Genomic DNA, 22,505 nt, shown 5'->3' with positions numbered 1-22,505 from the left:
CGCGATAGCGGTGTCTCTGACACACCGAGTCGTCGCTATCGCGAGCAAGCTCGCTCCCACAGGGTTCTGGGTAGGGACTGGAAATCATGGCTGATTCGATTTCGATGAAGAAACTGGTCACCCGCCTGCTGCTGGTGGTGGTGGCCATGTTCATCTTCGGGTTTGCCCTGGTGCCGATCTACGACGTGATGTGCAAGGCGTTCGGCATCAACGGCAAGACCGGCGGGCAGTACGAGGGCGAGCAGACCGTCGATGAGTCCCGCCAGGTGCGGGTGCAGTTCCTGTCGACCAACGCGGTGGACATGGTCTGGGATTTCTACCCCAAGGGCGACCAACTGGTGGTCAAGCCGGGGGCGGTGAACGAGATGGTGTTCGTCGCCCACAACCCCACCAACCGGCCAATGAGCGCCCAGGCGGTTCCGAGTATCTCGCCCAGCACTGCCGCGGCGTATTTCCACAAGACCGAATGTTTTTGTTTTACCCAGCAAGTGCTGCAACCCGGCGAACGCATCGAAATGCCCATGCGCTTCATCGTCGACCGGGACATGCCCAAGGAAGTGAAGCACCTGACGCTGTCCTACACGCTGTTCGATATCACCGCTCGTCATCCACCGGTGGCTCTAAACACTGACCGATAGCGTGCCCGATAAGGAGAACAATAAATGGCAACTCACGAACACTATTACGTTCCGGCCCAGAGCAAATGGCCGATCATCGCCACGGTCGGGATGTTCGTCACGGTGTATGGCCTGGCGACCTGGTTCAACGACCTGAAGGCGGCGCGCCCGGAATCCCATGGCCCGCTGATCTTTTTCGTTGGCGGCCTGCTGGTGGCCTACATGCTGTTCGGCTGGTTCGGTGCGGTGGTCAAGGAAAGCCGCGCCGGGCTGTACAGCGCACAACTCGACCGCTCGTTCCGCTGGGGCATGAGCTGGTTCATCTTTTCCGAAGTGATGTTCTTCATCGCCTTCTTCGGTGCGCTGTTCTATGTGCGCAACATCTCGGCGCCAGGCCTGGCGGGTGAAGGTACCAAGGGCCTGTCACACATGCTCTGGCCGAGCTTCGAGTTCGCCTGGCCGTTGCTGAACAACCCCGACCCGAAACTCTTCCCGGCGCCCAAGGAAGTCATCAGCCCCTGGGGCTTACCGTTGCTCAATACCGTGCTGCTGGTCAGTTCCAGCGTCACCGTCACCATCGCCCACCATGCCCTGAAAAAAGGCCATCGCGGCGCGCTGAAACTCTGGCTGGCGATCACCGTGCTGCTGGGTTGCGCCTTCCTGGGCTTCCAGGCCGAAGAATACATGCACGCCTACAAGGAACTGGGCCTGACCCTGGGCTCCGGCGTCTATGGCGCGACCTTCTTCATGCTCACCGGTTTCCACGGCGCCCACGTCACCATCGGCACGATCATCCTGTTCGTCATGCTGATGCGGATCATGCGCGGGCACTTCGACAACGAGCATCAGTTCGGCTTCGAGGCGGCGAGCTGGTACTGGCACTTCGTCGATGTGGTGTGGATCGGCTTGTTCGTCTTCGTCTACGTGCTCTGAGGCAAACGCTACCAGGGCGCGTGGGACACCAACTGGCCGCTGAAAAAACCCCAGGCGATCAAGCCGACGGTGACGGCGGCCAGGCTGACCCGGATCGCCAGGGCGATGACCAGGCGATTGGAATTGCTGTCGTCCTTGACCAGAAAAAACAGACCGCTGAACAGGCTGACAACCGTGGCAATCAGCATCAGGACGATGGCTGCTTTTAGCATTAGGGACACTCCGGGGGGACGCGATGCACGTGAGTATAGCTATCCCGTTCGACGGCTTTCGGACGGCGCCATGAAAGGCTTCCGGCCAGGCCTCGTGCCGTCACTGGTGGTGGCCGTGCTGGTGCCCGTGATGGTGTGCCTGGGGTTCTGGCAATTGAGCCGCGGCGAACAGAAGCGCGTGCTCATGGAAAATTACGCCGAGCGCCGCGTGGCGCCGCCGATGGACAGCACTGAGCTTGCGCACACCGCCGATCCGGCCTTTCGACCGGTCACGCTGCAAGGCCAGTTCGACGCCGAGCACAGCATCCTGCTGGATAACCGCCAGCACGACGGCAAGGTCGGCATCGAGTTGCTGCAACCGTTCCTCGACCACCGCACCGGTCTGTGGCTGCTGGTCAATCGCGGCTGGTTGCCCTGGCCTGACCGGCGCACCCCGCCGGTCTTCAACACGCCGGAACAACCGGTGAGCCTCCAGGCCTGGGTCTACGTCGCCCCGGGCGCGACCTTCCAGCTTCACGCCGACCCGGCCGGCGCCCCGTGGCCGCGACTGGTCACCACCATCGAACCGGACAAGCTCTGGGCCGAACTGGGCCGCAGCGGCTTCACCTATGAATTACGCCAACAAAGCGGCCCCGACGCCTACCGGACCGATTGGCCGGTGGTCGCCATGGGTCCGGAAAAACACCTCGGCTATGCCGTGCAGTGGTTCGCCATGGCGGCGGCACTGTTCGGCCTGTTCCTTTATCTCGGATGGCACAACGCAGGGAGACACCATGGGAAACACCATGAATCCAACCAACACGTCTGAGGCGCCCGTAGCGCCCAACCGTCGCAAGGGACGCCTGCAACTGCTGCTGATCGTGCTCGGGGTGGTCGGCCCGATGATCCTGGCCACCGGCATGTACAAATTCCAGTTCTGGGTGCCCGACAGCCGCAGCTACCACGGCGAACTGATCGGCAACGGCCAGACCCGCGCCGAGATTGGCGTACAGGCCGATGAACAGCGCTGGCAGATCCTCGTCACCGCACCGCAGGAATGCTCGGTGGATTGCCGGCAACTGGTGTACCTCGCCCGGCAGGTGCAGATCGGCCTTGGCCGCGACGCCTCCCGCGCCAGCCACGCCTTGGCTATCGCGCAACCGCTGGACGCTGAATATGACGGACAATTGCAGCGCGAATACCCGCAATTGCAACGCTACCCACTGGACCTGCCGGCCTATCAGAAAGGCGCCCAAGGCTCCGGCGGCGCGCAACTGTGGATCATCGATCCCCACAGCAACCTGGTGCTGCGCTACGACGCCCGGGTCAAGGGCAAGGACCTGCTCAACGACCTGCGTCACCTGCTGAAACTGTCGAACATCGGATGAGGGCATCGACATGGCCAAACCTGGATTTCGCCTCGCGCTGTTTGCCACGCTGCTGGCGTTGATCGTCGTCCTGCTGGGCGCCTACACCCGGCTCACCCACGCCGGCCTCGGCTGCCCGGACTGGCCCGGTTGCTACGGTTTCATCAGCGTGCCCAAGAGCGAAGCCCAACTGGCCCATGCCGAGCTGCATTTTCCCGACACCCCGGTGGAGGCCCATAAAGGCTGGAACGAGATGGTCCATCGCTACTTTGCCGGGACCCTGGGGCTGTTGATTACCCTGTTGGCCGCCCGGGCCTGGATGAACCGCCGTCACCCTGGCCTGCCGTTGAAACTGCCGCTGTTCCTGCTGGCCGTGGTGTTCGCCCAGGCGGCGTTCGGCATGTGGACCGTGACCCTCAAGCTCTGGCCGCAGGTGGTGACCGGGCATTTGCTCGGCGGCTTCGCGACGTTGAGCCTGTTGTTTCTGCTCACCTTGCGCTTGTCCGGCGTATTGCCGGCGCTGACCGTGCCCAAGCGCCTGCAACACTGGGCCACGGCCGGGCTGCTGCTGGTGATCGGCCAGATCGCCCTGGGCGGTTGGGTCAGTTCCAACTACGCCGCCGTGGCCTGCATCGATTTCCCCACCTGCCACGGCCAATGGTTGCCACCGGCCGATTTTGCCAACGGCTTCCACCTGACCCAGCACATCGGCCCGAACTACCTGGGCGGGCAACTGGACAGCGACGCCCGCACCGCCATCCACCTGACCCACCGCATCGGCGCGTTGCTGGTGACCGTGGTGTTGCTGGGGCTGGCCTGGCAATTGAAGAGCGTCGGCATGACCCGGCTGGCCGGGCTGGTGCTGGCCGCACTGGCGGCGCAGATCACCCTGGGCATCAGCAACGTGCTGTTCCATCTGCCGTTGCCGGTGGCCGTCGCCCACAACGCCGGGGGCGCGGCACTGTTGCTGACCCTGGTGCTGGTCAACTATCACGCCCGTACCAGCCTGGTCCGGGTCAAGCATCAAGTCCCGCTGCGCTGGCGGTTCAACCCGCCTAAACACGGCGCCAGCCCCATAACAATAAAAGGAGAGATGCCATGGCAACCTTGACCGGTGAACGCCACAGCCAAGCGATATGGCGCGATTACCTGGAGCTGACCAAACCCAAAGTGGTGGTGCTGATGCTGATCACCTCGCTGGTCGGCATGTTCCTCGCCACCCGTGCCGGCGTGCCGTGGACGGTCCTGGTGTTCGGCAACCTGGGCATCGCCCTGTGTGCCGGCGGCGCGGCGGCGGTCAACCATGTGGTGGACCGGCGCATCGACGCGGTGATGGCCCGCACCCACAAACGGCCATTGGCCGAGGGCCGAGTCTCCCCGGCCGCCGCCCTGACCTTCGCCCTGGCACTGGCCGTGATTGGCCAGGCCTTGCTGCTGGCGTTCACCAACCCGCTGACAGCCTGGCTGACCCTGGCCTCGTTGCTCGGTTATGCGGTGGTCTATACCGGTTTCCTGAAACGGGCGACGCCGCAGAACATCGTCATCGGCGGCCTGGCTGGCGCGGCACCACCGCTGCTGGGCTGGGTCGCGGCCACCGGTCATGTCAGCGCCGAACCGCTGCTGCTGGTGCTGATCATCTTCGCCTGGACCCCGCCGCATTTCTGGGCCCTGGCGATTCACCGCAAGGAGGAATACGCCAAGGCCGACATCCCGATGCTGCCGGTGACCCACGGCGAGCACTACACCAAGATCCATATCCTGCTGTACACCCTGGTGCTGCTGGCGGTGAGCCTGATGCCGTTCGTGATCCATATGAGCGGGATGCTGTACCTGGTTTGCGCGCTGGTGCTGGGCGCCAGGTTTCTGCAATGGGCCGTGGTGTTGTACCGTGGCAGTCGGCCGCACGCGGCGATCAACACCTTCAAGTACTCTATTTATTACTTGTTCCTGCTGTTCATCGCCCTGCTTGTAGATCATTACTTACTGTTGAGCCTATGACTCGAACCCAGAAAACCGTCTTCATCCTCGTGGCCGTGATCGCGCTGATCCTCGGCCTGACCATCAACAAGGTGCTGTCCGGCAAAGGCCAGGGCGACCCGACGGCGCTGATCGATGCCGGCATCATCCTGTTGCCCCAGAGCCGCAACCTGCCGGACGTGAAGATGACCGACCAGGACGGCCAGCCCGTGGCGATGGACGGGTTGAAAGACAAATGGAGCCTGCTGTTCTTCGGCTACACCTTCTGCCCGGACATCTGCCCGACCACCCTCGCCCAACTGCGCCAGATCAAAAGCGAACTGCCGCCCGAGGCTGTGGCCAAGTTGCAGATCGTACTGGTCAGCGTCGACCCCAACCGCGACACGCCCAAGCAGCTCAAGCAGTACCTGGGTTACTTCGATCCGCAGTTCATAGGCCTGACCGCCGCCTCGGTGGAAGACCTGCAGAAACTGGCGAATGCGGTGAGCATCCCGTTCATCCCAGCGGACACCAGCAAACCCAACTACACGGTTGATCACAGCGGCAACCTCGCGGTGATTGGCCCGGACGGTACCCAGCGTGGGTTTATTCGGGCGCCGTTGAATAATCAGAAGTTGGTGGCGCAGTTGCCGGAGATGCTCAAGCGTAAATAACGGCGCAACCTTTGTAGCGGGGACTCGCTCCACCTGTAGGAGCTGTGAAGAGCTGTGTAGGAGCTGTCGAGTGAAACGAGGCTGCGATCTTGCCCCAGACAATTGAGTCATGAGTGAAAGATCAAAATCAAAAGATCGCAGCCTCGTTTCACTCGACAGCTCCTACCAGTTCCTACCAACCCAGTTTTTTCAGGAACACCGTCATTTCCGCTAGATAGCTATCGCGAGCAAGCTCGCTCCCACAGCGGACGGTGATGAACACAACATCTGCAACACCCCCGCCCCCTGTGGGAGCGAGCTCGCTCGCGATGACGCCAGCCCAGCCCCCCCGTGGCGAGGGAGCTTGCTCCCGCTCGGCTGCGCAGCAGCCGCAAAACCAGACAATGCAGTTTGCCTGGAAAAATGCAGGGGCCTGCTACGCAGGCCAGCGGGAGCAAGCTCCCTTGCCACAGAGGTTAGTGTCGAGCCGAATATCCAGCTGCCGGCAGCAGACCGTCAACTATGGAGGGTAACGCCCAGGGTGTATCGGCCAAGGCCAGGGCCCCACTGTTTTTCAACTCGTCGACGGCACCATAGCCCCACAGTGCGCCCACCGGGATTACTGCATTTCGCTGCGCTGCCTGCATGTCATCACGTTTATCGCCAATCATGAACACGCTGGATGGCGGCTTCGCAAGGGATGCCAGCAGCGTCTTTACCAGATCAGCCTTGTCATCCAGTTTACCGTCAGGCGAAGTACCGCAGATCGAATGGAAAGCATCGAACAATCCGTTGTAGGTAAGCATTTTTTCAGCAAACTCTTGTCGTTTCGAAGTCGCAATAAAGAGCGAGTAATTACGGTCCGAAAAATAACGGAGCGCATTGCTTATGCCTGTGTACGGAAGGCTTTTGTAGAGCCCTTGCTCCCTGTAGTGGGAGCGGTACAAGTGGACGCACTCGTCGACTCGATCGTCTGCAAAAGGCGCCAGGAGTTTTGCGACGATTTGGTTCATCGGGGGGCCAAATAGCTTCTGCGTCTCAGCGCCAGGAATAAAATCATGGCCCAGTTGACGGATGGCATACGTCAAACTCTCAAGGATTCCGGGAGCCGAGTCGAGGACAGTACCGTCCATATCGAAAATTATGACGTTGGAATCGGTCACGTGTTGGACCTCCTGGTAGCGAAGGAGCTTCCTCCAAGGGTCTGACGCCTGAGAAACGGGCGAATAATCCCTAAGTGTCCTCGAGATCTTTTCACGAATATCCCCGTCATCGTCCTTCCTAGCGATAGGCCACAAACGGCCAAAAGCGGTAAGTCTCTAGGGCACGCGGCTGAGTATGTTCAATACACCATCATAGAATTGCAGAAATGCTCAACGCTTTATTCCGCGAGTAACGTTTATGCAATCCAATAGCAAGTCATCCAGAAATGGATTGATTTCCTGCGAGTCCATTAGATCCAGCAGCTCTGCGGCGGCCGCCCTGATCGGTCGCCACTCGTCATGATCAAATATCAGCCGATCATGACAGTGAAATGCAGCCTCAGTAAGGCTATTGCATCGCTCCCAAATGTCTTGCAGCCGTGTCTTGATTTCCTCCGGTAGCGCGCTGCCACAGATTGAAAGAACCTCGCTCAACGGAAGGATCATCCCTGACCAGGCTTCACATGCTGGGCAATCCGGGATGGTTCTCTGCTGCATGTCCGAGGTCAGTGCCAGGAACTCAAGAGCCGGGATTGCCTCGCACACCGCGATAACTCGTTTGTATTCATCTTGGCCGTACCACTCCCACAGCGTTGTGGAGAACCCCATCATCAAGCTCCAAAAACAATCCGGTCAACCAATTACCATCAGTGGGTAGATTCAACTCTATCAGTACGCTGTTACGCAGGTCGAACGGCTGCTTTGGGTCGATTCTGTTGAAGAAGTAATGAATAAGGGGCCGGATTAATTTTCAGATTCAATCTGCCCTTTTCTTCCTTTCATCAACCTCCTCAAACCGCCGCCGCTTCATGAACAACCCCATCCCTATCGCAACGGCAAAAGCCGACAGCAACCCCAGATCAAACCCCAACAAGCGGTTCTGACCTGCCACAAAGCAGCCAACCGCACCCGCCACCACCAACGCCACACCTAGCCACTTGCGTAGCAGATACGGCTTGAGGAATCGATCAAGCAGAAAGGACACCACCAAGGCAATGACCAGTTGAGTAATTTCGGACATGTACGTCTCCGGTCAGGTCTTGATGATCAATGTCGAGAGGGTGCGTTGCGGGCCGATACCGCCGTTGACCTGCGCCTCGATGCTAACCAGTACGTCGCCCGCATGGTAGGTGGGCAGGATTTCATTGGCATACATGCGCACACCGGCCCCTACAGACGCCGCCACGTAATAGGGGGCCACGGCCTTGGCGGCGGCAGTCGAGGCCGTGGTTGCAAGGTTGGCGATCGTGGTGCGCTGGGCGTTGAGGGCGTCGCCCTGTTGCCGGGTGAGCGGCTTGGAGATCCCGATCATCATCACGCAAGGCAGGCCCTTGGCCTGCATCTTGTCGTATACCTCGACGACCTTGCTGTTGACTTCATAGTGGGCGCTTTTTGCCTCGCCAAAATGCAGCTCACGCAAGCGCCCACGTTCGCTGTCGGTGAGGGTGATCTGCGAGACGTTGAAGACGATCCCGTGATTGCCCATGTATTGAAAGTCCCTTCGAACTTCATCGCCCGTATCCTTTTGGGGTAAAGGTGGCAATTCTCTGCAACGGGCGGATCGGATTCAAATCATTTCATCTTGCTGGATCGGGGAGCGGTGAATGCCGGTCAGTTAAGCAGGCACCCTTGGCGAGCATTTTTTCCAGGGAGTCGAGCATAGCGGCGTCCTTATCAGTTGAGTCAGTGATTGACTGGTGCAGCGATGAGAAGAGCTGCTGGATTCCTAGAAACCTATGGTGCCTCAGGTCCCTGCATCATAGGGCTCAGCGCTGTATCCTGACTGGGTTTTGTCGCTACCAAGGATCCAGGTATGTCGCTTCCCGGCAAGAACAATGCTTTTTCCGATACAGATCGCTTTTTCATGAGCCAAGCTATTGATCAAGGCAGACGCGCAATACCTGATTGCCTGCCGAATCCACCTGTAGGGTGTGTCATCGTGCGTCACGGCTCCATTATCGCCAACGGCTACACGCAATCGCCGGGACAACATCACGCGGAAGCGATGGCGCTTTCGCAACTGGAGCAAGGCCTCGACGACATGACGGCCTACGTCACCCTGGAACCTTGCTCATTTGCCGGTCGGACGCCTTCATGCGCCCTGGCGTTGATCAGCGTGGGGGTTACACGCGTGCATGTCTCGATGCTGGATCCAGACCCACGCAATGCCGGAGCAGGTATCGCCATTCTTCGACAAGCGGGGATAGAGGTCACCGTGGGCTTGCTCGGAGGCCAGGCTCGCCGGGATATGGGGCCTTATTTGCACCGCAGGCAGCCGGAACACCAGCAAAAGACCATGAAAGCCTTATCAATTGTTCGGCCTAATGGAAGCAAGATCGCTTCCGGAGAGAAAACGCTAGAAGTCCGCCGCTGGCATCCCCAACTGAATCCTTACGAAGATCTTTTGGTTGTTGAAAATGGGCGATTTCTTCACACCGATGGTGATGAAGACGAAGGTATTGCTGTTGCAATCGTGCGTGTAAAAACAGTTCGCCCATTCGAAGTCGCAGATGTGCAAGCCGCATGCGCAAGCCGTTTTTCGGAGGGCTGGCTCGCATGGGAGTTAAGCGATGTGCGGCCCATCACACAGCCGTTCGCGGTGCGAGCGGCACGAGGTATCTACGAGGCAGATTTCCCGTTCTTTTATAGCCCTCATTAACGGGAATAAGGGAGCGGATTATTCTGATCAATGCCTTTCGCTCAGACCTTGTACTTGATTCATGAAATTTTGATTTGAGAACCGACAGATGTTATCCGCACAACAGGCCAGTGCAATCGTCCTCGACCTCCATAAAGAGTCGGTCAGAGACGGCGGTCCGGAACGATTTGTTATCCAGTCTTGCGAGCTTTCTCCGAATGGCGACTACTGGATAATTCGCTGCAACACCGAGGACTGTGTGGTGCATGGTAAGACCGAGTATTGCTATGTAGGCGTCAATGCCCACTTGGTAGAGGTCAGATCCGGTGCGCTTGAGACGGTAGCTAGTTGCTTCAGCATTGAGGAGTATCTGCGAGACAAAGACGACCTTCGTGCAGCAGCAGGTGAAAGTTATGTACTGATGCCGGCATTTTCTAGAGAGAGCAAAGCGGCACTGATCAACCTTCGGCAGAAACTGGAGTGTTCCTACCCGGACAGCTTTTCGCTTCTTTCGGTGGCCGGCCGACGGTGGTTTACAGGCAAACGCAGGCACCTTGAGGATGTGCAGCGACTGCTCAACATCGAAGGCATCGCGACAGACATCAAGCTACAAGCAGACCCGCAAGGTGCCATTACTATCGGACCGGAAACCTGGCACATTGATGCGGTACTAAAGGCGCTTCACAAAAAGCGACGCCAGCTCGGCGATTCAGATCAATAGCGGTAAGGGTTGCCTATTTTTCTGACTCAGGCACCTCGGGATGAGCCCTCTCGCCCCAGAGTTTTGTGTGTGCTGGCTGCTTGGCGGACTGGTATTGAAAACGCGGTGGGCTTTTTTATGAGTGCTTCGCACTCAAGCGAGAGACCGCCAGATAGCTATCGCGAGCAAGCTCGCTCCCACACCCGGGCGGTGTAAAACACAACATCCGCAACACCCCCAACCCCCTGTGGGAGCGAGCCTGCTCGCGATGAAATCGCCCCAGTTCCAGCGCAGAACACCCCACCCGCATCACCAAAAAACCTCCCTCCTACAGCCCTCCCCTACACCCGCTATCAAGCTACGCATCCTTGCGCCTTTGCCTACAACTACGCCAGAATCCGCCCGCTTGTGCGCCTTGTCCCGGGGTTCTATTGTCTTCCTGCCACTGCCCATCAGTGGTCGGGTTTAGTAGCCCAGATGACATATCGGCTGCATGAGTCTCATCAGTTAGGCATTTGCCTGCACTCGATGGTGGCTGTGCGCATGGCGCCCTCGGGCGCGCCGGTTTTAGGTATGTCACCGGTCTACTAACCTGCGCACAGCCGCCACCCTATCGTTTAGTAGCGAAATGGTTCCGGCCTAACTGAGAAGACATACCTATGTTCAAAATTACCCCGAATCCGCCAGAAGCAGATTCCACCTCTACATCCGCAAAATCCAAAGCCAAGCAGCAAGACGAAACCACCAAACGCGTGCTCGATCATTACTTGCTACCAAAACCGGATAAATCCCAAGACGCCCCCAAACCGGGGCAGTTGTACACCGTCGTGAAAGGCCTCGATAACGAATGCCTGCTCGCCAATCTCACTGAGACGCTGGCTTCGGCTGATGCGATGGTGAGTGATCTAGCGTTTGATCTGGAGGGATCGAGGCGTCATGTGGCGCAGGGGATTCAGCAGTTGATTGAGCTGAGTTCGTTGTTGGCGAATCGGGTGTTGGATAACGTGGAGCCGCGGCAGTAGGATTTATTCCTCAACGAAAAAACCCGGCGTTTTTGCGTCGGGTTTCTTTTTGCCTCCGCCTTCCGAGAGTGGCCGAAAACGACCAAGAGCGGACACTCACAGATGGGAGCGCTTATTCTATACCCGACCATAGACACACTACCCAACGATTACGTAGTCTCGGAGTAGATTTCGTCGCTTCTGCTCCGTCCGCAGCATTAGATTTTTTGATTTATGAAAGCTACGATAGAAAGGCTTAACAAGTGGTTAAAGCCACTAGCTTCGTCCGTTCGGGATCGCTCCGCGGCCCCTTAAAAGGAAATTCCCGTGGAAAATATTATCCGCACTTCTGAAATGCTTTCAGCAGTGAAGTGGTATTTTGAACTAAAAAACCTCTCACTACGCAACGCCCTAGCTTTGCGATGCCCCCTTTCTGTCAATAGCCAGAAAGATCTGCGGCAATATTATTCTCAATATTTTTCAGGCCTGCTATCTGCAACTGAGCTGTTTTTGGAGAAAGAGTACCCCAACAACACCAGCTTCAAGAATTTACTTTATAAAAAACTAAGTTTTGAAAATTTTCCGGATGGTGAAAAAAACTATTCTTATCTCCGAGAGCTACGAAACAGCATAATACATAGAGGTCTCGATATTAGTTCAGAAGCGCATGTCAACGATGGCTTCCCGCTTATTATATCCCCGTCTCCTGTAACTAACCGTAGCGGTGCGGCGTCCCATAATGCATTTGGTTACTATTTAATCGAAATAATTGAGAAATGCGAATACGTTATGAGGGATGTCTTCCTTGAGCACTTCGATGAATTTGGCTTAATGGCTAGGAGCCTCCCACAAGAGGCTGTCATTGACCTAATTGAGAAATTTATTTCCAACTCCACAGCCATGCCAGACTGGGTAAAAAAGTCAGCACTAGCCCATATTAAAGATATCAATCACGAAGAAGTCCATCAGGCATCAATGAACAGCCTAATCGAAACATTGAAAACCGATGTGCTATCCCAATGCGTCATCTAACAGAGGGCAAACGGGGACACACGGCAAACGGGGACAGACCACGATTATGAGACGGACCGATTACAGGTGAACCCAAATCGTGGTCTATCCCCAGCTTCCCGATTTTCCTATTTACCAGCTTACTCAGCCAAGCGTTCCAGTCGTCCGTATTAATTTCTGTTGTATCCAAAAGTACCCCGCGTGTGGAGAGCTTCCTTCCAAAAATTTTCTCGTCGGATGACGACCTCATCATCAGTGCGCATTGAGCGATACTCGAGCAGGGTCAGACTGAAATATTCACGAGCGTACTCAATTCCTTCGGTCGAAATCAGTTTGGTTAGCTCATCGCTATGCCCACCGTGCCCCGTCAGAAGATAGGCCTGCCAGCGAGACCAAAGGCCATCTTTGCCATAGGCAGCTCCAACGTATTTTTTTCCATTTTTCTTATCGGTAATCAGGTAGACACCTTTGGTGTTTTCCAAGGCTGTTTTCCAGTCGAGGCGTTGGGTCAAAAAGATTGTCTCCATTGAAGAAAAGCTTAGCGATAAATTGTCAAAGCCTGGAAAACGTTCGCCGGTGTAGACTTCCTTAAACAGCTCTACGATAGACATGTCATCGGCATATGCTTCCATCAGACATCGCCGAGCGCGGCCTATGGCCGGTGCTTCGATTTTGAGCTTACCAATCAGATGTTCATGCTCTTCAAGTAAGCTCAGATTATAGGCGGTTGAATCTGGAATATTGGTAGAACTGAGAACCTCCCAAATTCCTCCAAATAGCCATGTATTTGCCTTCGGCTCTGGATAAAAATCAATTAGCGAGAAAATATATCGCCGATTGAAGTCATCCCGCTTTCCCCTCCAGGCGTTCCAGTCTTGCCATTCTTTATGAGATCGAATGAAGACATCTAAAGGCTGACTATGCTGATTCCAGCAGGCAAAGTGGATCTTGTGTTCTTTGTAATTTAGGCTTGGGAAAAACGTACGGAGTGGGATAGTCATATGCTGCTCAGTGAATGCCATGTGCCATGGCTAAAAAGAAAAGGAATGGTATCTGACCAAACAACAACCTAGCTTTCAGCATATTAGCAAGAAAGGGAAACGGGGACAGACCACGATTATGAGAGAGTCCGATTACAGGTGAGCCCAAATCGTGGTCTGTCCCCGGTTTTCCTTTATTAGGTTCCGGTATATCAGACATACCGCGTTGACTGTTTGGGACTGCTACGCAGCCCAGCGGGGATAAATCCCCTCGCCACAGAGATTTGTGTTTGGCTGCTTGTACTGACTGGCAATACGGGATGCGGCGGGCTTTTTTATGAGTGCTTCGCACTCAAGCGGGAGCAAGCTCCCTCGCCACCAAAGCGGTTCTGTGCGAAGTCAGCGCTAGCGATCCAAACGGAAAAAGGGGACACCCAGATTTATTTCCAGCAATAGATTTACCCCTTCCATAGCATTCGCATGGATGCTTGCTCCTGCCTCTCCACCTTCCGTGGGCCAAGCCAGGACCTGACCACCGCACCTCCAAGCCACGTATCCTCGCGCCTTTGCCTACAACTGCATCAGAATCCGCCGGCTTTGCAGCCTTGCCCTCGGGCTCTATCGTTTCCTCCCACTGGCCGAGCCGGTATCGATGACACTCTGGGAAAGTCATTGGCCTGGGAAGTGGGAGGAGGTCCACTCTCTTATCCGTGAAGGACGCTAATGTGGTCTAGCTCGGGCAAAGAAGCGCTGCTATCTACTCTCGTACACTGGCAATCTGCGGTCTTAATATTTGAAGTAAAAGGAGGTTTACATCGCCATGGAAATCCAGGAAATCAAGCAACGCCTGGCCCGCCCCGCCGTGAAGCTCATTGCCGGCGGCTTTCGTCCTGCGGGCACCGATGAAGAAAGCTGGCTGGGCAATGTCTTCCTGTTCCGACCGGATGAAGAGGTGCCCACTAATCAGGCGGGGCAACAGTTGCTCCCCTATGCGCAGTTTTACCTGCCCGCCCTGCCCATCAACAGCCCTCTGCTAGCAGGGGTTCGTGTGCTGACGGTGTTCATTTCAAACCCGTTCCCCGAGCACTTTGAGCCGATGGGGGATAATTGGGTTATCCGCGAGTACGGGCCGGATGATGTGTTGGTGCGCAAGTCTCTGTCGGTGGCAGGTACATTCCTCAAACCCTTCCCACTGACGGCGCAAGCGGTGCCAGAGGACTTTCCATTGTGGGATGGCGGTGGTGTCCCGGAAGACCTTGAGCAAGCAATCCTCACGCTGGAACGCGCGGGCAAGATCCAGAGCTATTACGACTTGGTCACCCACACCTACGAACACAAGATCGGTGGTTACCCTTCGTTCTGCCAGTCGGGTGTTGATCCGGGTGAAGGCTTCGAGTTTGTGTTCCAGATCTCATCGGACTCGAAGATCAATCTGAACGTGGTCGACAGTGGGAGCCTGATGTTCTGGAAGCACAACAAAACTGGGGAGTGGGCGCTTTATTACGACTTTTACTAGGCGTCGGGGGGCGGATTTATTTTCAGGTTCAATCAGCCCCTTTCTTCCCTACACCAACCTCCTCAAACCGCCGCCGCTTCATGAACAACCCCATCCCTATCGGCACGGCAAAAACCGACAGCAACCCCAGATCAAACCCCAACAAGCGGGTCTGAGCGGCCAAAACGCAGCCGACCGCACCCGCCACCACCAGCGCCACCCCTAGCCACTTGCGTAGCAGATAGGGTTTGAGGAATCGATCGAGCAGAAAGGACAACACCAAGGCAATAACCAATTGAGTAATTTCGGACATGTACGGTTCCAGTCAGGTCTTGGTGATCAGTATCGAGAGAGTGCGTTGGGGGCCGATGCCGCCGTTTACCTGCGCCTCGATGCTGACTAGCGCGTCACTACAGCGAGCGGATTGGGTTCAGATTGTTTCATTTTACTGGACCGGGGAGCGGGGAATGTCGGTCAGTTCAGCCGCAAACCCTGTGGGAGCAAAGCTTGCTCGCGATTGGGGTAGGTCAGTCGATAACTGTTTTGGCTGGTCTATCGCTATCGCGAGCAAGCTTTGCTCCCACAGATTTTGCGCCGGCTGAGCTTTTAGCGGATTGGGGGGGGGTGAGTGCTTCGCACTCAAGCGGGAGCAAGCTCCCTCGCCACAAAAGCGGTTTTGTGTGAATTCAGGGGTGGCGGTCCAGTTTTTTGAGGAACACGGTCATTTCTTTTTCGGCTTGTTTGTCGCCGTGGGCTCGGGCGGCTTCCAGGCCTTGTTCCCAGGCTTGGCGGGCTGCAGCGGCGTCGCCTTGGCCTTGGTGGGCCTTGCCTAGTAGTTTCCAGGCGGCTGAGTATTTGGGGTCGAATTCGACGCAGCGTTGGAGGTGTTCGGCGGCGCGGGGGAATTCGCCTAGGTCTAGGTAGCCTTTGCCGAGGCCGAAGCGCAGGAGGGCGTTGTCCATGCCCTTGGCTAGCATTTTTTCCAGGGAGTCGAGCATTTTAAAAACTCCTCATGACTAAGATCGTTCCCACGCTCTGCGTGGGAATGCAGCCCGGGACGCTCTGCGTCCCCTCAAGAGCCGAACGCAGAGCGTCCGTAGAGGCATTCCCACGCAGAGCGTGGGAACGATCCGTGGTGGTCAGAAGAAACTCAACCCCACATGGAACAGCTTCTCGACGTCGCGAATGTGCTTCTTGTCCACCAGGAACAGGATCACGTGGTCGCCGGTCTGGATCATGGTGTCGTCGTGGGCGATCAGCACTTGTTCGTCGCGGATGATCGCGCCGATGGTGGTGCCCGGCGGCAGGCCGATGTCGCGGATGGCTTTGCCGATCACTTTGCTGGATTTGGCATCGCCGTGGGCGATGGCCTCGATGGCTTCGGCCGCGCCGCGGCGCAGGGAGTGGACGCTGACGATGTCGCCGCGGCGCACGTGGGCCAGCAAGGTGCCGATGGTTGCCAGTTGCGGGCTGATGGCGATGTCGATGTCGCCGCCCTGGATCAGGTCGACGTAGGCCGGGTTGTTGATGATGGTCATGACCTTCTTCGCCCCCAGGCGCTTGGCCAATAGCGACGACATGATGTTGGCTTCGTCGTCGTTGGTCAGGGCCAGGAAGATGTCGGCGTCGGCGATGTTTTCTTCCAGCAGCAGGTCGCGGTCCGAAGCACTGCCTTGCAGCACCACGGTGCTGTCGAGGGTGTCGGAGAGGTAGCGGCAGCGCGCCGGGTTCATCTCGATGATCTTGACCTGGTAGCGGCTTTCGATGGCTTCGGCCAGGCGCTCGCCGATCTGCCCGCCGCCAGCGATGACGATGCGCTTGTAGTTCTCGTCCAGGCGGCGCATTTCGCTCATGACCGCGCGAATGTTCGCCTTGGCGGCGATGAAGAAGACTTCGTCGTCGGCTTCGATCACTGTGTCGCCCTGGGGCAGGATCGGCCGGTCACGGCGGAAGATCGCCGCAACGCGGGTTTCCACATTCGGCATGTGCTCACGCAACTGGCGCAGTTGCTGGCCCACCAGCGGCCCGCCGTAGTAGGCCTTGACCGCCACCAGTTGCGCCTTGCCTTCGGCAAAGTCGATCACCTGCAAGGCACCGGGGTGTTCGATCAGGCGCTTGATGTAGTTGGTCACCACTTGCTCGGGGCTGATCAGCACATCCACCGGGATCGCTTCGTTGTCGAACAGGTCGGCGCGGGTCAGGTAGGCCGCTTCGCGCACCCGGGCGATCTTGGTCGGGGTGTGGAACAACGTGTGGGCAACCTGGCAGGCGACCATGTTGGTTTCATCGCTGTTGGTCACGGCGACGAGCATGTCGGCATCGTCGGCACCGGCCTGGCGCAGCACCGTCGGCAACGAGCCGCGACCTTGCACGGTGCGGATGTCGAGACGGTCGCCGAGGTCGCGCAGGCGTTCACTGTCGGTGTCGACCACAGTGATGTCGTTGGCCTCGCTGGCCAGATGTTCCGCCAGCGAACCGCCGACTTGTCCTGCGCCGAGGATGATGATTTTCATCCAGTCACTCCTATCGAATCGGTCTTAACCGCGTGCGGCGGCGATCTTGATCAGCTTGGCGTAGTAGAACCCGTCGTGACCACCTTCCTGGGCCAGCAACTGCCGGCCGTGAGGCTGCTTGAGGCCGGCCTGGCTGGCAATGTCCAGTTCCCGGGCGCCTGGGGTGCGGGCGAGGAAGGCTTCGATCACTTCGGTGTTCTCGGTCGGCAAGGTCGAGCAGGTGGCGTAGAGCAGCATGCCGCCCACTTCCAGGGTCGGCCACAGGGCATCGAGCAGTTCGCCCTGCAACACGGCCAGCGCGGCAATGTCGTCCGGCTGGCGGGTGAGCTTGATGTCCGGATGGCGGCGAATCACGCCGGTGGCCGAGCATGGCGCGTCGAGGAGGATGCGCTGGAACGGCTTGCCGTCCCACCAGGTCGCGGTGTCGCGGCCATCGGCGGCGATCAGCTCGGCCTCCAGGCCCAGACGCTCGAGGTTTTCCTTCACGCGCACCAGGCGCTTGGCTTCCAGGTCCACCGCCACCACGCCGGCCAGCTTCGGCTCGACCTCGAGGATGTGACAGGTCTTGCCACCCGGCGCGCAGCAGGCGTCCAGCACCCGTTGGCCGGGCGCCAGTTCCAGCAGGTCGGCGGCCAGTTGGGCGGCTTCGTCCTGGACGCTGATCCAGCCCTCGGCAAAGCCCGGCAAGGCGCGCACATCGCCGGGGGTTTCCAGGACGATGCCGTCGCGGCTGTACTGGCACGGGATGGCCGGGATGCCCGCCTCGCCCAGCAACGCCAGGTAGGCGTCGCGGGTATGGTGGCGACGGTTGACCCGCAGGATCATCGGCGGATGGGCATTGTTGGCGGCGCAGATGGCTTCCCATTGCTCAGGCCAGAAGGCCTTGAGGGATTTCTGCAGCCAGCGCGGGTGCGCGGTGCGGACTACCGGGTCGTGCTCCAGCTCGGCCAGCAGGGCTTCGCTTTCCCGCTGGGCGCGGCGCAACACGGCATTGATCAGGGCCTTGGCCCAGGGCTTCTTCAGCTTGTCGGCGCAGCCCACGGTTTCGCCGATGGCGGCGTGGGCCGGGACGCGGGTGTAGAGCAGTTGATAGAGCCCCACCAGCAGCAGCGCCTCGACGTCGGCATCGGCGGCCTTGAACGGCTTCTGCAACAGCTTCGCCGCGAGGGCCGACAGCCGCGGCTGCCAACGGGCGGTGCCGAACGCCAGGTCTTGGGTGAAACCGCGATCACGGTCTTCGACCTTGTCCAATTGGGTCGGCAGAGAACTGTTGAGGGAGGCTTTGCCGCTGAGGACGGCGGCAAGTGCCTTGGCGGCGGCCAGACGTGGGTTCATGAGGCGTCCGCCGCTTGGCCGAGGACGGTGCCGAGGGCAAATTTCTCACGGCGGCTGTTGAACAGGTCGCTGAAATTCAGTGCCTTGCCACCGGGCAGTTGCAGGCGCGTCAGGCACAGCGCCTGCTCGCCGCAGGCCACGATCAGGCCGTCCTTGCTGGCGCTGAGGATTTCACCCGGTGCGCCCTTCCCTTCGGCGCAGCTGGCCGCCAGCACTTTCAGGGCTTCGCCGTTCAAGGTGCTGTGGCAGATCGGCCAAGGGTTGAAGGCCCGCACCAGGCGCTCCAGTTCGATGGCTGGGCGGCTCCAGTCGATGCGGGCTTCGTCCTTGTTCAGTTTGTGCGCGTAGGTGGCGAGGCTGTCATCCTGCACTTCGCCCTCCAACGTACCAGCGGCCAGGCCGGCAATCGCCTGGACCACCGCTGGCGGGCCGATCAGCGCGAGGCGGTCGTGCAGGCTGCCACCGGTGTCGTCGGCGCTGATGGACGTGCCGACCTTGAGCAGCATCGGCCCGGTGTCCAGGCCGGCTTCCATGCGCATCACGGTCACGCCACTCTCGGCATCGCCCGCTTCCACGGCGCGCTGGATCGGCGCGGCACCGCGCCAGCGCGGCAGCAGCGAAGCGTGGCTGTTGATGCAACCCAGGCGCGGGATGTCCAGCACCACTTGCGGCAGGATCAGGCCGTAGGCGACCACCACCATCAAGTCCGGCTTCAGCGCCGCCAGTTCGGCCTGGGCTTGCGCATCGCGCAGGGTCGGCGGCTGCAACACCTCGATGCCGTGCTCCAGGGCCAGTTGCTTGACCGGGCTGGGCATCAGTTTTTGCCCGCGACCGGCCGGTCGGTCCGGCTGGGTGTAGACCGCGACGATGTCGTGGGGGCTGGCCAGCAGGGCCTTGAGGTGTTCGGCGGCAAATTCGGGAGTGCCGGCAAAGACGATGCGCAGTGGCTCAGTCATGGGTAGCTCTCAATTACAAAGCAGTCGCAAAAAGAAAAAGGCTTGCCGCGGCAAGCCTTTGAAGGGGGGCATCAAGCATTCTGGCGATGAAGTTTTTCCAGTTTTTTCTTGATGCGGTCGCGCTTGAGGGTAGACAAGTAATCCACGAACAACTTGCCGTTGAGGTGGTCACACTCGTGCTGGATGCACACCGCCAGCAAACCTTCGGCGATCAGTTCGTAAGGCTGGCCGTCACGGTCCAGGGCCTTGATCTTGACCTTCTGTGGGCGGTCGACGTTTTCGTAGAAGCCCGGTACCGAGAGGCAGCCTTCCTGGTATTGGTCCATCTCGTCGGTCAGGGTTTCGAACTCGGGGTTGATGAACACCCGCGGTTCGCTGCGGTCTTCGGAGAGGTCCATGACGACGATACGCTTGTGCACGTTGACCTGGGTCGCGGCGAGGCCGATGCCTGGCGCTTCATACATTGTTTCAAACATGTCATCGACCAACTGACGCACTTCGTCGTCCACTACGGCCACTGGTTTGGCGATAGTGCGCAGGCGCGGGTCCGGAAATTCGAGAATGTTCAAAATGGCCATAAGCTTGATAAATGCACGTGTGAGGTAAAGTCGGGTGGCTCGCCTGGCGTGTCTTGGGATGCAGGCTACCGTTGTAAAACGATGCGCTTGTGGAGAATAGCTCCTTAAGCAGCGAGCCACGGGGGCTCTGGCGTTTTACGCGAACGCACATAATAAAGGGATTCACCGCATGAGGAAATCACTACTCGCCCTGCTGCTCCTGGCCTCGGCCGGTATCGCGCATGGGCAAGTGCAACTTCGGGAAGGTTTTCCCCAGCAATACACGGTGGTGACGGGGGACACACTGTGGGACATTTCCGGCAAGTACCTGCGCGAGCCGTGGAAATGGCCCGAGCTGTGGCAGGCCAACCCGCAGATCGAAAACCCCAACCTGATCTATCCGGGCGACACCCTGTCGCTGGTCTACGTCAACGGCCAGCCGCGCCTGACTCTCAATCGCGGCGCCTCGCGCGGCACCATCAAGCTGTCGCCGCGCATTCGCAGTTCGCCAGTGGCCGACGCCATTCCGAGCATTCCGCTGCAAGCCATCAACAGCTTCCTGCTGAGCAACCGCATCGTCGACACGCCTGAGGATTTCAACAAGGCCCCCTACGTCGTCGCCGGCAATGCCGAACGAGTGCTCAGTGGCATGGGGGATCGGGTCTTCGCCCGTGGCTCGTTCGATGCGAACCAGACGGCGTACGGCATCTTCCGCCAGGGCAAGGTCTACACCGACCCCGAGACCAAGGAATTCCTGGGCATCAACGCCGACGACATCGGCGGCGGCGAGGTGGTCGCCACCGAAGGCGACGTCACCACCCTGGTCCTGCAACGCACCACCCAGGAAGTGCGCCTGGGTGATCGCCTGTTCAGCGGCGAAGAGCGCTCGATCAATTCGACCTTCATGCCCAGCGCGCCGAAATCGGACATCCACGGGTTGATCCTGGACGTGCCGCGGGGCGTGACACAGATCGGCGCGCTGGACGTGGTCACCCTGAACAAGGGCCGGCGCGACGGGCTGGTCGAAGGCAATGTGCTGGCGGTGATGAAGACCGGTGAAACCGTACGCGACCGCATCACGGGCGAGCGGGTGAAGATCCCCGACGAGCAGGCCGGCCTGCTGATGGTTTTCCGCACCTACGACAAGCTCAGCTATGGCCTGGTGCTGTACGCATCGCGCTCGTTGGCAGTGCTCGACAAGGTCCGTAATCCGTAACGGGTCTCACAAGTTACCAACAGAGTTATCCACAGCTTGTTCCCGTTTGTACGGGGCTTATAACGATCAAGGATTGATCACATGCCACTGCCTGAATCTGCGCCGGTTTCCCCTGCGGAACTGGAGGCCCGGCTACGCCTTCACCGCTTGCCGGAGCTGGGACCCAAACGTTTCATGACGCTGATGGAGGCCTTCGGCTCGGCCTCCAAGGCCATCAGTGCACCGGCCAGCGCCTGGCGCGCGCTGGGCTTGCCGCTGGCCTGTGCCGAGGCGCGGCGCAACCCGGATGTGCGTGACGGTGCTGCCCACGCACTGGCCTGGCTGGAGCCTGCGGGCCAGCATTTACTGATGTGGGACCAACCCGACTACCCGGCGCTGTTGGCGCAGATCAGCGACGCGCCGCCGCTGCTGTTCGTCGCTGGCGACACTTCGATCCTGGAAAAACCCCAGCTGGCGATGGTCGGCAGTCGGCGGGCATCGCGGCCGGGCATGGACACTGCGGCGGCGTTTTCCCGAAGCTTGGCCGGGGCCGGTTTTGTCATCACCAGCGGCCTGGCCCTGGGCATCGATGCGGCAGCCCATCAGGCGGCATTGGATGTTGGCGGGCGCACCGTCGGCGTGTTGGGCACCGGCCTGGAAAATTTTTATCCACAGCGCAATCGTCGGCTGGCGGACGCGATGATTGCCCAGGGCAGCGCGGTGTTGTCGGAGTTCCCGTTGGACGCAGCGCCCCACGCCAGCAACTTTCCGCGGCGCAACCGGATCATCAGCGGCTTGTCCCTCGGTGTGCTGGTGGTCGAAGCCAGTGTCGCCAGCGGTTCGCTGATCACCGCGCGACTGGCGGCGGAGCAGGGCCGCGAGGTGTACGCCATTCCCGGATCGATCCATCACCCTGGGGCCCGGGGCTGTCATCAGTTGATCCGCGACGGTGCGGCGCTGGTAGAAACCGTCGAGCACATCCTCGAAGCGCTGCGCGGTTGGCAGCGGTTGTCGCCGGCCTCGGAGCCCGTGCCCGTGACCCATCCGTTGCTGCGCCTGCTGCATGCCGCGCCGCTGAGCAGTGAGGCGCTGGCCGACGCCAGTGGCTGGGGCTTGCCCAAAGTGCTGGCGGCGCTGACCGAACTGGAGATGGAAGGCCGCGCCACCTGTGACAACGGACGCTGGTTTGCGCGCTAGGTTTTATG

Annotated in this window: 26 protein-coding genes; 14 read left to right on the top strand and 12 right to left on the bottom strand. The window is 59.0% G+C overall.

Going from position 1 to position 22,505, the window contains the following annotated elements; genetic code table 11:
• Nucleotides 1-86: 86 nt before the first annotated feature.
• A complete protein-coding gene (locus QMK47_RS01400) occupies nt 87-638 on the top strand; it encodes a cytochrome c oxidase assembly protein (protein ID WP_013691983.1) in 552 nt (183 codons plus the stop codon).
• Nucleotides 639-662: 24 nt separating this feature from the next.
• The gene (locus QMK47_RS01395) at nt 663-1,550 is read left to right on the top strand and encodes a cytochrome c oxidase subunit 3 (protein WP_214511186.1); all 888 of its coding nucleotides are present in this window, start codon (nt 663-665) and stop codon (nt 1,548-1,550) included.
• Between the two features lie 8 nt (nt 1,551-1,558).
• Here the strand turns inward: QMK47_RS01395 and QMK47_RS01390 are convergent, their stop codons facing one another.
• The gene (locus QMK47_RS01390; RefSeq protein ID WP_003196325.1) at nt 1,559-1,762 is read right to left on the bottom strand and encodes a twin transmembrane helix small protein; all 204 of its coding nucleotides are present in this window, start codon (nt 1,760-1,762) and stop codon (nt 1,559-1,561) included.
• 70 nt (nt 1,763-1,832) lie between these two features.
• Here QMK47_RS01390 and QMK47_RS01385 point away from each other — a divergent pair, with 70 nt between their 5' ends.
• From QMK47_RS01385 to QMK47_RS01365, 5 genes are read left to right on the top strand one after another with little or no spacing between them, the layout of a single operon-like run.
• Nucleotides 1,833-2,570 carry an SURF1 family protein gene (locus tag QMK47_RS01385; RefSeq protein ID WP_320389708.1) on the top strand — a complete coding sequence of 246 codons (738 nt, stop codon included), beginning with the start codon at nt 1,833-1,835 and terminating at the stop codon, nt 2,568-2,570.
• Nucleotides 2,536-3,129: a hypothetical protein gene (locus tag QMK47_RS01380; RefSeq protein ID WP_028237726.1), complete on the top strand. Its 594-nt coding sequence runs from the start codon at nt 2,536-2,538 to the stop codon at nt 3,127-3,129. The genes QMK47_RS01385 and QMK47_RS01380 overlap by 35 nt, the downstream gene beginning before the upstream one ends.
• Nucleotides 3,130-3,139: 10 nt before the next feature.
• Nucleotides 3,140-4,219 carry a COX15/CtaA family protein gene (locus QMK47_RS01375; RefSeq protein ID WP_214511184.1) on the top strand — a complete coding sequence of 360 codons (1,080 nt, stop codon included), beginning with the start codon at nt 3,140-3,142 and terminating at the stop codon, nt 4,217-4,219.
• Entirely contained in the window at nt 4,207-5,106 is a 900-nt protein-coding gene (gene cyoE, locus QMK47_RS01370) for a heme o synthase (protein ID WP_013691978.1), read from the top strand. Before QMK47_RS01375 ends, cyoE begins: the two co-directional genes overlap by 13 nt.
• On the top strand, nt 5,103-5,738 hold the full coding sequence (locus QMK47_RS01365) for an SCO family protein (RefSeq protein WP_003196316.1): 636 nt from the start codon (nt 5,103-5,105) through the stop codon (nt 5,736-5,738). Before cyoE ends, QMK47_RS01365 begins: the two co-directional genes overlap by 4 nt.
• A 455-nt stretch (nt 5,739-6,193) precedes the next feature.
• On the opposite strand, the gene QMK47_RS01360 is transcribed toward QMK47_RS01365, so the two are convergent.
• The 4 genes from QMK47_RS01360 to QMK47_RS01345 form a co-directional block, all read right to left on the bottom strand.
• Complete coding sequence (locus QMK47_RS01360; protein ID WP_320389707.1) at nt 6,194-6,880, bottom strand: HAD hydrolase-like protein; 687 nt, start codon at nt 6,878-6,880, stop codon at nt 6,194-6,196.
• Nucleotides 6,881-7,090: 210 nt separating this feature from the next.
• A complete protein-coding gene (locus QMK47_RS01355) occupies nt 7,091-7,531 on the bottom strand; it encodes a hypothetical protein (protein WP_320412948.1) in 441 nt (146 codons plus the stop codon).
• Between the two features lie 145 nt (nt 7,532-7,676).
• A complete protein-coding gene (locus QMK47_RS01350) occupies nt 7,677-7,940 on the bottom strand; it encodes a hypothetical protein (RefSeq protein WP_320389705.1) in 264 nt (87 codons plus the stop codon).
• Between the two features lie 12 nt (nt 7,941-7,952).
• Nucleotides 7,953-8,405, bottom strand: a complete 453-nt coding sequence (locus tag QMK47_RS01345; RefSeq protein ID WP_320389704.1) for a hypothetical protein — start codon at nt 8,403-8,405, stop codon at nt 7,953-7,955.
• A gap of 327 nt (nt 8,406-8,732) precedes the next feature.
• Here QMK47_RS01345 and QMK47_RS01340 point away from each other — a divergent pair, with 327 nt between their 5' ends.
• From QMK47_RS01340 to QMK47_RS01325, 4 genes are all read left to right on the top strand, one after another.
• On the top strand, nt 8,733-9,578 hold the full coding sequence (locus QMK47_RS01340) for a deaminase (protein ID WP_320389703.1): 846 nt from the start codon (nt 8,733-8,735) through the stop codon (nt 9,576-9,578).
• An 88-nt stretch (nt 9,579-9,666) separates the two neighbouring features.
• Nucleotides 9,667-10,278 (top strand): hypothetical protein, encoded by a 612-nt coding sequence (locus tag QMK47_RS01335; protein WP_122567751.1) that lies wholly within the window; start codon nt 9,667-9,669, stop codon nt 10,276-10,278.
• Between the two features lie 638 nt (nt 10,279-10,916).
• Nucleotides 10,917-11,279, top strand: coding sequence for a DUF6124 family protein (locus QMK47_RS01330; protein WP_320389702.1), 363 nt, complete (start codon nt 10,917-10,919; stop codon nt 11,277-11,279).
• A 306-nt stretch (nt 11,280-11,585) separates the two neighbouring features.
• Nucleotides 11,586-12,290 (top strand): hypothetical protein, encoded by a 705-nt coding sequence (locus QMK47_RS01325; protein ID WP_320389701.1) that lies wholly within the window; start codon nt 11,586-11,588, stop codon nt 12,288-12,290.
• Nucleotides 12,291-12,439: 149 nt separating this feature from the next.
• Here the strand turns inward: QMK47_RS01325 and QMK47_RS01320 are convergent, their stop codons facing one another.
• The gene (locus QMK47_RS01320) at nt 12,440-13,270 is read right to left on the bottom strand and encodes a GIY-YIG nuclease family protein (RefSeq protein WP_320389700.1); all 831 of its coding nucleotides are present in this window, start codon (nt 13,268-13,270) and stop codon (nt 12,440-12,442) included.
• A gap of 799 nt (nt 13,271-14,069) precedes the next feature.
• On the opposite strand from QMK47_RS01320, the gene QMK47_RS01315 reads away from it, so the two are divergent.
• Complete coding sequence (locus QMK47_RS01315) at nt 14,070-14,765, top strand: DUF1963 domain-containing protein (RefSeq protein WP_053126962.1); 696 nt, start codon at nt 14,070-14,072, stop codon at nt 14,763-14,765.
• A gap of 28 nt (nt 14,766-14,793) precedes the next feature.
• On the opposite strand, the gene QMK47_RS01310 is transcribed toward QMK47_RS01315, so the two are convergent.
• The 6 genes from QMK47_RS01310 to def form a co-directional block, all read right to left on the bottom strand.
• Nucleotides 14,794-15,057 carry a hypothetical protein gene (locus QMK47_RS01310; RefSeq protein ID WP_320389699.1) on the bottom strand — a complete coding sequence of 88 codons (264 nt, stop codon included), beginning with the start codon at nt 15,055-15,057 and terminating at the stop codon, nt 14,794-14,796.
• A 373-nt stretch (nt 15,058-15,430) separates the two neighbouring features.
• Entirely contained in the window at nt 15,431-15,742 is a 312-nt protein-coding gene (locus tag QMK47_RS01305) for a tetratricopeptide repeat protein (protein WP_320389698.1), read from the bottom strand.
• 141 nt (nt 15,743-15,883) lie between these two features.
• Nucleotides 15,884-17,257: a Trk system potassium transporter TrkA gene (gene trkA, locus QMK47_RS01300; protein ID WP_320389697.1), complete on the bottom strand. Its 1,374-nt coding sequence runs from the start codon at nt 17,255-17,257 to the stop codon at nt 15,884-15,886.
• Between the two features lie 24 nt (nt 17,258-17,281).
• Entirely contained in the window at nt 17,282-18,592 is a 1,311-nt protein-coding gene (gene rsmB, locus QMK47_RS01295; RefSeq protein ID WP_258690115.1) for a 16S rRNA (cytosine(967)-C(5))-methyltransferase RsmB, read from the bottom strand.
• Nucleotides 18,589-19,548 (bottom strand): methionyl-tRNA formyltransferase, encoded by a 960-nt coding sequence (gene fmt / locus QMK47_RS01290; protein ID WP_320389696.1) that lies wholly within the window; start codon nt 19,546-19,548, stop codon nt 18,589-18,591. The genes rsmB and fmt overlap by 4 nt, the downstream gene beginning before the upstream one ends.
• 71 nt (nt 19,549-19,619) lie before the next feature.
• The gene (gene def / locus QMK47_RS01285; protein WP_003196300.1) at nt 19,620-20,126 is read right to left on the bottom strand and encodes a peptide deformylase; all 507 of its coding nucleotides are present in this window, start codon (nt 20,124-20,126) and stop codon (nt 19,620-19,622) included.
• Nucleotides 20,127-20,295: 169 nt separating this feature from the next.
• Here def and QMK47_RS01280 point away from each other — a divergent pair, with 169 nt between their 5' ends.
• On the top strand, nt 20,296-21,321 hold the full coding sequence (locus QMK47_RS01280) for a LysM peptidoglycan-binding domain-containing protein (protein ID WP_258690113.1): 1,026 nt from the start codon (nt 20,296-20,298) through the stop codon (nt 21,319-21,321).
• 81 nt (nt 21,322-21,402) lie between these two features.
• Nucleotides 21,403-22,497, top strand: coding sequence for a DNA-processing protein DprA (dprA, locus tag QMK47_RS01275; protein ID WP_320389695.1), 1,095 nt, complete (start codon nt 21,403-21,405; stop codon nt 22,495-22,497).
• The last annotated feature ends 8 nt before the right edge of the window (nt 22,498-22,505 follow it).

It is taken from the genome of Pseudomonas sp. P9_35 (assembly GCF_034008205.1).
In the GTDB taxonomy this organism is placed as follows: domain Bacteria; phylum Pseudomonadota; class Gammaproteobacteria; order Pseudomonadales; family Pseudomonadaceae; genus Aquipseudomonas; species Aquipseudomonas kilonensis.
The sequence above is the reverse complement of the archived record's forward strand: the minus strand, read 5'-3'. Positions and strand labels throughout refer to the sequence as shown.